Here is a 7,623-nt window from a genome sequence, read left to right on the forward strand (position 1 = left end):
GCAAAAGCGAGCAAAGAAAACAACTCGTAATAAGAAAAATGGCAAGATGAACCGTAAGAAACGATTCGGCAAGTCCATCGCTCACCATGCTCCTGCCATGCTACTAACGATTATTGACCGAAAACTTGGTTATCAAGGACGGTCCATCAAGAAAATAGATACCTATGCTACAAAGGCTAGTCAGTTCAATCATCTAACTGGCAAATACAAAAAGAAACAACTCTCAGATCGTTGGAATGGTTTTGGAGAGTTTCGTATCCAGCGTGATTTATATAGCGCCTTCTTGATTGGCAACACGAATGAAACGCTCAATTCCGTTGATGTGGATTTATGCAACGCTGGGTGGGATCGCTTTGTTGAACTGCATAATCATGAGATTGCACGATTAAAACAGTCATCGAGTAAAATATTGCGTTGGTTTGTCGCATAAATACAAATCTGATTGGTTGTGACAACGCCCAAGAGAAGTCGGAACGATAAGCACATCAAGAGTCTTTTTTAGGCTTGTTGAGAGAAGTGCCTTGCTATATGCAATACGTCCGTTAATGTTCTAGAAGAACGTACATCAGTGCTTGAGTAGAAACTCTTTCTGCAAAGAAAGATAAGGGTACTCTTGAGAAGTGTATTAGTACCTTAGAACCCCACTGGCTTTAGCCGTGGGAGTTGTCAGAGTACTTTCAAGTGGTTTATGTTTCTTCTATCGAATACCTTTTTCACCCTCTATTCACAGAACAAATGTTTTGTTATAATAGATGAATGTTTTGTAGCAATACTGCATAAATTTTTATAGAGGGTGGAGTTAAAAGTGAATGGTACAGCACATACAGCCATTGGAGCAGCAACAGGATTTATTGTAGCGAACACTTTTCAAACAGACCCTTCTACGACCCTTTTATTGGTGGGATTAGGAGGTGTTTCAGGTTTAGTCCCCGACCTCGACATTGATGGAAAGCTGCGAAACAAAATCACACTATCTCATAAAGTCATTCGGACAGCTGCCCAGTTAATTGGGATTTTGATGATCTTTTATAGTATGTTTGAGGGAAGGGCCACTGAGAGATGGATTGGGTTCGTAATCGGATTAGCCATGCTCGGGATAGCATCTTTGATTAAACAAAAGCATATGTTAATCATCACAGGAATCGGTGTATTAGCGGGAGGATTCTCCTTACAAGAAAGCTGGTTAATGCTACTAGGGATTTATATTTTGATCGCATCTTTTGTTTCACACCGTAGCTATACTCATTCGATTTTGGGAGTGATTTTCTTTGCGATTATTGCTTTCAAATTAGAATCGTCTATCGGAGTAGAGGGTGTTTTCTATACGTGCGTTGCAGGGTATATCAGCCATTTGATTGCCGATATGAAACTACTGCCGTTTAATAAACGTGGAATTAAGCTGTTTTTACCTATATCCTCGAAAGAAATATAGGAAGTGGGAAAAGACTTTAGGCAGCAAGAAAATGACGAAACCAGTAACACAAATCACCTGTTATTTAGATTAGTCTTAGTACATGCGTCTAGGGATAAATCACGGTATCATCTGAAAAATATTCGAAATAACGACAATATTGGTAATAATTTTATCGTCACAAGGTTCATATAATGGAAGTAAGAGGGAGGAAAAGCGGTAAAGGATCCCTCAAACTTAATAAAGAAGGTGCCATGATGTCTCTCGTTCAATATGATGAAATTTATGAAATTTGTTGTGAAATGTTGGAAGAGGAAAAAGCAATCGTTAAGGCAAAGCCTGCGATTGAACGATTAGATCTGGTGAAGGTTGCGAGCCCAAGTTCTAATCGACGGTGGGAATCGGCTGAAGACATTCTACATGAAAAAGAAAGAGAATTATTTTATGTCTAGAGTCGAAAAAGAATAAAGGTTGATCACCCTTTCCCAGTCCCGAATAAAGGAACTGGGAGAGGGTGATTTTTTTAACTTCATTCAGCAAATGCTTTTTGTACCGAAAGCTTGCGATAGGTACAGAAGTCCTCCACTTCTGTAAGTGGGGGATGAATGCAAAAAGCTCTCTGATTCAGTGGGGGTTCACACCCTGGCTGAATGAAGTTAAGCCTCCGGCGAGCCTTTCGATTTTTTAAAGGTCATTTATCGAGCGAGCTCGACGACGGACAGGACGTCCTAGTCAGGCGAAAGCCACAGGATGTGGCTTTCTGAAGCGTGATAAAAATCCGGGCGCAAATTCGGCGGGGCGAATTTGATATCAAGATAGCAACAAGCTCGGAAACTTGAAGTCCTACCCGTTGAACGGACATTTCGTTATTTATTCCTGAGACCGACTCCGATTTTCCTTCTTCATGTTTTCAATCATCTCTACATACTTTAAGAGTAAAAAGAACGGCCACAAAGTAACAAAAGTGAATTTTTTCAATAGCTCATTTAATGAATGTACCTTCGTGAACAGTAACCCAGTAAACCCGATTAAGAAATAAATGGCTAACCCAAGCAGCATCCTAACCACCCTTATCATCTTTTTTTCTAGTCTATACATTTTAAGGATTTTGGTGCCAGGAACCATCCAGAAATTGTTAGATTTATCAAAAAAAATCAAAATATTGACAAAATTATTAACCGTTTTTTCAACATAAATAGCTTATAATAATAACAAGAGGAAGGAAGAAATTTACATTCTCTCCTCAAAATTTTGAAAGAAGGTGCCATGATGTCATTTGTTCAATTTGATGAAATGTATGAGATTTGTTGTGGAAGGATGGAAGAGCCAGAAGTGGTATTCAGGGTAAGACCAACGATTGAACGATTAGAAGAACGTATGAAAGATGAGATTCCAGATACTAATCGATGGTTGTATGCGGCTAAAGATATTCTAAATGAAGAAGAAAGAGAGTTATTCTATGTCTAACATAAAAAACGATAAATATTCATAATCCTCCATGATCTCCGAATAAGGGAATAAGGGAATAATGGAGGATTATTTTTTTGCTCAGTCCGATCCTCGCTTAGCTAAAGTTCCATTCGATTCTTAGTCCAATTTGTTTTTTGGTCCCATAAGTAATGTGTTTTTGGTCGTTTCAAGGTCAATTGTAAGAAGCCCAAGGTTGTTATTGGTCTTGAATAGGGCCCCTTCTTTTTCCAGAGCATGAAAGCGAATAGCTTCATACCAGATATCGGAAGATCGCTGTTTCCCATGAGAGATCTTATGAGTTGGGCTACAACTACGTTTAATCGGTGTAGATTTGGTCCATTTGTAAAATTTAACAGCTGTTTTTAAAAAAAATTTTGGAACTCCGGAAAAAGAGCCATTTTTTAAAGGGCTACTCGTAAATTGATGCAGGGTCATTTCTTCCCCATCCTGAAAACAAATATCTGAGATGGCGGAAGAGGCAATATGGGCATCGCCTGATAGGATAAAGCAGTGGCTCGGATTCCATTTTGACATCTGATTGAGGAATGCCGAAACACCCTTTCCATTATATTGCCATGCTTCAAGATCTAATAAGGTTTCGACAGGGATCTTTAAGTGTCGTAACGGAGAAATATACCGAAACAAGACATGTTCGATTAATTCGATCCCATAAAAAGGGACAGCCGATACAATGACCAAAGGTGTGCCTGATTTCCAACCACTAGCAGTGAGCTGTTTAGAAACACGTGCCCACGCCTCGGCTCTAATTAATTCTGGTCCTTGAACTCTCTCTTTTTCTTGTAAACGTGGATCATTTCGTTGGGTTCGTGTATCTAAGAAAACTGTTTTTGGTTGGGTTGGCGCAACAAAAGACCATGAATCGAAATTCCATAGTAGTTTAATCCAGTTTCGATAGGCTTTACTTTTCACATCGAATGACTCGAAATAATTCTCCATTTTCTCGATGAACAGCCGATCAAAACTATCGGGATCATTGCCCCAACCTTGAAATGCCCAATAGGCACCAAGTCCATTCGCAACGACATGTCTTCCTAATGGGGCATATGAAACCTTTTCCTTCCATTCAAAAGAACTATTCCAGTCATCTGTCACGTCATGATCATCGAAAATCATATAGGTCGGAATATTGGCAAGAAGCCTGCGAATTTTTGGGAGCGTCTCATAAAACTGTGTGAGTGCTTCAGATTGTGTATCATATTCCGATTTTTTCTGTAAGAGCTCTAATTCATTCTGATTTATATACGCTCCTCCATCTGGATACATAAAGTAAAAATTCTTTTCACCTTGTAACTCTTCCTCAAAGGGATTCGTCTGAATGCTATTCATAGCTAAGTCCCATAGATCAGGGTTCCAAGCTAATAGATACATGGCCGCGTATTCACCAAGTGTAATCAAATGGTTTTTCGCGTTTCTTGACGTGAATTGACCATCATTCTCCATGATAGATTGTCTATCGCTGAGTGGAGGGCTACTTGGTTGAAGAGGGTCTTTCTTAAACTTCTTATTTAGTTTTGCAAGATCTTCTTGTTTGTTTCCCATCAATTTTTCTCCCAGGTTAAAAAGAAACGGTGCAATCGGATCAGCGACATCATCTGCATAGATTTGACCACCTAGTAAAAATAATGAGCTTGGCCTGTCGCTAAGATGAAGATAAGATTTTTCGATTGCATGGTCACCTGAAACAAGGGCATCTGGACCTTCCCCATGTGGTTTTCGGCAAGAGCCATAGAGAATATTTGTTTTTGTATCACCATGGATGAAAAAGGTAGGATACTGAAGGTTCCCATAGACAATTGAGCGGGGATGATGGGGTGTAAGGAAGCCAAGGCTTTGGAGATCTACTTCTTCAGACTCATTTGTCAATTGGAGGTTGTATCCGAGTAAGGTTTCGATGGGGAAGGATCGAGAATGGGGCATGACCTTGATTAAGTGAATGTATAACTGGTCTCCCATCTTTATGGTCTTCGTTTCCGCGTGCACACGGAGGCGATCGTAGTGGAATTCGTCTTCACCTTCTGTTTGGCTGACTTGATATAACTCTGGTAAGATATCAAACTTCTGACTCGTAGCAATCCAAATATATATTTGCGATGCTTCAACACGACGAATGATAGGCCCGGACAAAATAACGGGTAACTTCATGACATCACAGCTCCATTTATTCGTTTCATTCATCTTATTCACTTCGGGCTTTCTCGGTGCCAGGTACCATCCAAATAATGCGAATTAGATGACGTAACTAGTTTTTTGAGAGCGAATAAAAAGGAAGAGGGCTGAATATTTATTAGATGTAACCTATTTGCATCTTTAGGGGGAATCACGCTGAAAATAGTATCCGTTCTTTTAAGTATACTCGGTGCGCTGGCGCTAGTTCTTGGCATAACGCTTTTTTTCACAGGACATGAGTTTTTAGGAGTCATAGCAGCTATTATTGCACTTCTTGTTTTTCCTAGTCGCAAAAATGAAGCAATGAGATCAAGAGCTATAAGTGATGGTCATGATAGAGATTATCATTTAAATGAAAATAGCTATAACAATAAAAAGGATCATCACTCCACCTTTGATACGGGAGATTCCGGTAATTCAGAAGGAAATGATTGATTCGAAACATGAAAATGAGAGCTATCAAAGGATGCTCTCATTTTTGTTATGTTCTCATATAGTGTCAGAGATGAACATATTAAAAAACGTCGACGGGTCGTGTTTGTCATCCTTTTAACTGTATGTGTTTCTGTTTCCGTTGCAGGATCAAGGCTTCTAATGTACCTGATCCAAGAAATACGCCAGAAATGATCAGCACCAACCCCATATAATGAGCAGGTACAATGGTTTCGTTCAATAATATCGCTGCTCCTACAATCGAGAAAAACGTATTTAAGTTAAGAAAAATAGAAGCTTCCGCTGCCCCGACTTGGCCGATTGAATAGTTATAAGTCATATGCCCGACCCCAGTTGCTAGAACCGCTGAGAAAAAGAAAGCGATCCATAACGAAGGCGTTGTTTCCCGAAGAGCTGCCAAACCAGTCGGTTCCACCCAAAGACTTATGATAAAAAGAGAAATAGATCCGAAAAGCAGCATATAGCCAGTTAAAAGCCTAGGATCCATTGTTCTTGATGCTTTATTAATTAAAATAAAACTGAATGCTTGAGAGAGAATAGCAAGAAAGATGTCTACATCACCTAGATTAATCGCTTTCAAACTACCGCTCCCAAACAACACCGTAATACTGACCCCCAGTCCACCAAGAAAAAACCCTAATAAAGTAACGGTCGTCGGTCTTTTTTTCAAAAAAAACATCGATAAAATAACAGTCAAAAGAGGCCCCATTCCTAAAATTAACCCAGCATTTGTGGCAGAGGTTTTCGTTAACCCAGTTGCTAAGAAATAATGATGAAACACAACACTTGAGACGGTTCCCATTAATATGTATATCCATTCATTTTTACGAGGTAATCGGACCTGGCGCATACATCCAAGTACAAGAAATACGGTTAAAGAAGCCGTGAAAATCCTGAAGGAAGTAATCGTGATCGGCATCATATTTTCAACGATCAGTTTCACAATAGAGACATTGAATCCCCAGACAATCATCAATCCAAAGAGAATCAAATAAATTTTCATTGAACTCATAGTAAGACCCGACAACCTTTCTTTGTTTCTAGCTAACTATTTTTTTCGAATGCTTGTGAGAAGAAAGAATGAAGTGATTTATCTTATTATTTTACCATCATTTTGAAGATTTAAAATAAAAAGGCTCACTCTAATAATCGATTATCAGGCAATTTTCTTGAAGTCTTTGAAAAGTTTTTCAAAAACTTTTTGTGCAAATTATATATCTTTCGACAAATATCTTCGTCATGGTTGTCCTGTATTTTGAAGGTCAGTACACTAAATCCCTAGAATAGAGAGAATTCCAATATTGGAAATAAATAACATTGTAGAAAGTTGTCGTTAGTTTGAATTTTGTAAAAATAACAATGATAAAGATCACATGTTATACTACAGTTAAGAGAATGAAAAGGATTACAAATAAGAAAGAGAGTGTGATTTCCTAATGATGGTACAAGACCTAATAAACCGTTATAAGACTGTGAAAAACCAAAACCCGTCGCATGTTAATGAATTACTTGATTATATCCAAAAAAGTTATATTCAAGGGGAATTGTCTATCGTTGAATATAAGAAACTCTTTTTTGAATTGGATAAACGCAAAGCAGAGAAGCCTTACGCTTATATGATAAAAACAACTCCATTTGAAAAAGTGGATCTGCCTGGTTAAGTAATATATTGAACGGAAAAGAAAGTCCGGACCTACATATCCGGCTTATTAAAAATGAATATTTTATGTTAAAGGAACTCTGCGGGTGGATAGCTACTGCAGGGTTTTTCTTATCTTTTGTAGATGAACATTGAAAGGAGAAGTGTTCATATTCGGTGTCTGATACGATATTCTGAGGATCATATGATTTTAAATAATGAATCATTCTTTCTTTTTTTGTTCGATTCAATGAAAGATCTTTTTCCGTGGACGATTCCAGAATTTAATATAGAATTTGTTTTCTTCTGACCTATAAAGTTTGATTCCAACGAGTTTAAGAGGCGTAATAATTTCTTTCATCTCGATTAATGGCATAATAACTCACTCCTCAAAAGTTGTTTGTGACTTATATCACTTATTATACACTATTTTCAAATTATTCGTTATATTTTGTAAAATATA

8 protein-coding genes and 1 pseudogene are annotated in these 7,623 nt (G+C 38.1%); 5 read left to right on the forward strand and 4 right to left on the reverse strand.

Going from position 1 to position 7,623, the window contains the following annotated elements; all coding sequences use genetic code 11:
- From JMM81_RS22210 to JMM81_RS22220, 3 genes and pseudogenes are all read left to right on the forward strand, one after another.
- Positions 1-430, forward strand: a pseudogene (locus JMM81_RS22210) (RNA-guided endonuclease TnpB family protein); the annotation flags it as partial.
- 375 nt (positions 431-805) lie between these two features.
- The gene (locus tag JMM81_RS22215) at positions 806-1,432 is read left to right on the forward strand and encodes a metal-dependent hydrolase (RefSeq protein ID WP_256243731.1); all 627 of its coding nucleotides are present in this window, start codon (positions 806-808) and stop codon (positions 1,430-1,432) included.
- 173 nt (positions 1,433-1,605) lie between these two features.
- Positions 1,606-1,863, forward strand: coding sequence for a hypothetical protein (locus JMM81_RS22220; RefSeq protein WP_256243732.1), 258 nt, complete (start codon positions 1,606-1,608; stop codon positions 1,861-1,863).
- 418 nt (positions 1,864-2,281) lie between these two features.
- On the opposite strand, the gene JMM81_RS22225 is transcribed toward JMM81_RS22220, so the two are convergent.
- Entirely contained in the window at positions 2,282-2,470 is a 189-nt protein-coding gene (locus JMM81_RS22225) for a hypothetical protein (protein ID WP_256243733.1), read from the reverse strand.
- Between the two features lie 207 nt (positions 2,471-2,677).
- Between JMM81_RS22225 and JMM81_RS22230 the strand changes: the two genes are divergently transcribed.
- Positions 2,678-2,878, forward strand: coding sequence for a hypothetical protein (locus JMM81_RS22230; protein WP_256243734.1), 201 nt, complete (start codon positions 2,678-2,680; stop codon positions 2,876-2,878).
- A 120-nt stretch (positions 2,879-2,998) separates the two neighbouring features.
- Here JMM81_RS22230 and JMM81_RS22235 read toward each other — a convergent pair whose 3' ends face one another.
- Both JMM81_RS22235 and JMM81_RS22240 read right to left on the reverse strand, forming a co-directional pair.
- Positions 2,999-5,086 (reverse strand): metallophosphoesterase family protein, encoded by a 2,088-nt coding sequence (locus JMM81_RS22235; protein ID WP_256243735.1) that lies wholly within the window; start codon positions 5,084-5,086, stop codon positions 2,999-3,001.
- A gap of 523 nt (positions 5,087-5,609) precedes the next feature.
- Positions 5,610-6,533, reverse strand: coding sequence for a DMT family transporter (locus tag JMM81_RS22240; protein WP_256243737.1), 924 nt, complete (start codon positions 6,531-6,533; stop codon positions 5,610-5,612).
- Positions 6,534-6,957: 424 nt separating this feature from the next.
- Between JMM81_RS22240 and yppF the strand changes: the two genes are divergently transcribed.
- Entirely contained in the window at positions 6,958-7,182 is a 225-nt protein-coding gene (gene yppF / locus JMM81_RS22245) for a YppF family protein (RefSeq protein WP_256243739.1), read from the forward strand.
- 225 nt (positions 7,183-7,407) lie between these two features.
- Here yppF and JMM81_RS22250 read toward each other — a convergent pair whose 3' ends face one another.
- Positions 7,408-7,536 carry a hypothetical protein gene (locus tag JMM81_RS22250; protein ID WP_256243740.1) on the reverse strand — a complete coding sequence of 43 codons (129 nt, stop codon included), beginning with the start codon at positions 7,534-7,536 and terminating at the stop codon, positions 7,408-7,410.
- Positions 7,537-7,623: the final 87 nt, after the last annotated feature.

The sequence above is a fragment of the Bacillus sp. V3B genome, assembly GCF_024494465.1.
GTDB lineage: Bacteria > Bacillota > Bacilli > Bacillales > Cytobacillaceae > Bacillus_BD.

Coding starts and splice junctions, on each gene's coding strand:
- JMM81_RS22220 (WP_256243732.1), top strand. CDS start 1,606: ATGGAAGTAAGAGGGAGGAAAAGCGGTAAAGGATCCCTCAAACTTAAT.
- JMM81_RS22225 (WP_256243733.1), bottom strand. CDS start 2,470: ATGCTGCTTGGGTTAGCCATTTATTTCTTAATCGGGTTTACTGGGTTA.
- JMM81_RS22230 (WP_256243734.1), top strand. CDS start 2,678: ATGATGTCATTTGTTCAATTTGATGAAATGTATGAGATTTGTTGTGGA.
- JMM81_RS22240 (WP_256243737.1), bottom strand. CDS start 6,533: ATGAGTTCAATGAAAATTTATTTGATTCTCTTTGGATTGATGATTGTC.
- yppF (WP_256243739.1), top strand. CDS start 6,958: ATGATGGTACAAGACCTAATAAACCGTTATAAGACTGTGAAAAACCAA.
- JMM81_RS22250 (WP_256243740.1), bottom strand. CDS start 7,536: ATGCCATTAATCGAGATGAAAGAAATTATTACGCCTCTTAAACTCGTT.